Source organism: Vibrio sp. 1402 (assembly GCF_033340275.1).
Window position 1 is genome coordinate 1 of record NZ_JAWOWE010000248.1, and the last position, 723, is coordinate 723.

Below are 723 nucleotides of genomic sequence, written 5' to 3' on the forward strand. Positions count from 1 at the left end.
GTCTCGCTTATAAACTTCATGAGCAACAAGCCGATTACCAAGCCCAAATAGCTCAGCTACAAAACCAACTAGAAAAAGCGCAAGCTTCGATGAAGCAAGAGCTAAACCAAGTTAAAGAAGAAACCATCGAGAAAGCGACCACAGTAACGCACAAAGCAGAAGTGGTGCTTGGTCAACAACAAAAGAGCATTGAAAGTTTACAACTCGCCGTAGCAGATGTTAAAGGCCGACGTCCAAACGACTGGCTATTGGCAGAGGCCGATTACCTTGTGAAGTTGGCTGGTCGTAAATTGTTCTTAGAGCATGACGTAGAAAGCGCAACTCAACTAATGGAAAGCGCAGACCAACGTATTGCCGCGCTAAACGATCCAAGCTTAGTTAAACTGCGTAAAGCGATGGCAAACGACATCACCAAACTGCGCACTGTCCCATTGATTGACCGTGACGGTCTTGTTCTGCGTTTAACCGCTCTACAGCAGCAAGTAGATAAGTTGCCTCTAGCAAATGCACTACTGCCGGAAGCCCAAGTCGTTGCTCAACATGAAGTATCAGAAGACATTTCAAACTGGCAAGATAATTTGATGACCTCTCTGAAAGACTTCTCTGAGAACTTTATTACTTTCCGTACTCGCGATGGCAACGTCATCCCATTATTGTCTCCAGAGCAGCATTTCTATTTAAAAGAAAACATCAAGGCCAAACTTGAAACAGCAATCAAAGCGG

General features: G+C 44.7%; 1 protein-coding gene. It reads left to right on the forward strand.

Annotated features, from left to right (window positions below):
• Positions 1-723: uroporphyrinogen-III C-methyltransferase (locus R7044_RS25365; RefSeq protein ID WP_225456017.1), on the forward strand; the 723-nt coding region annotated here is incomplete at both ends.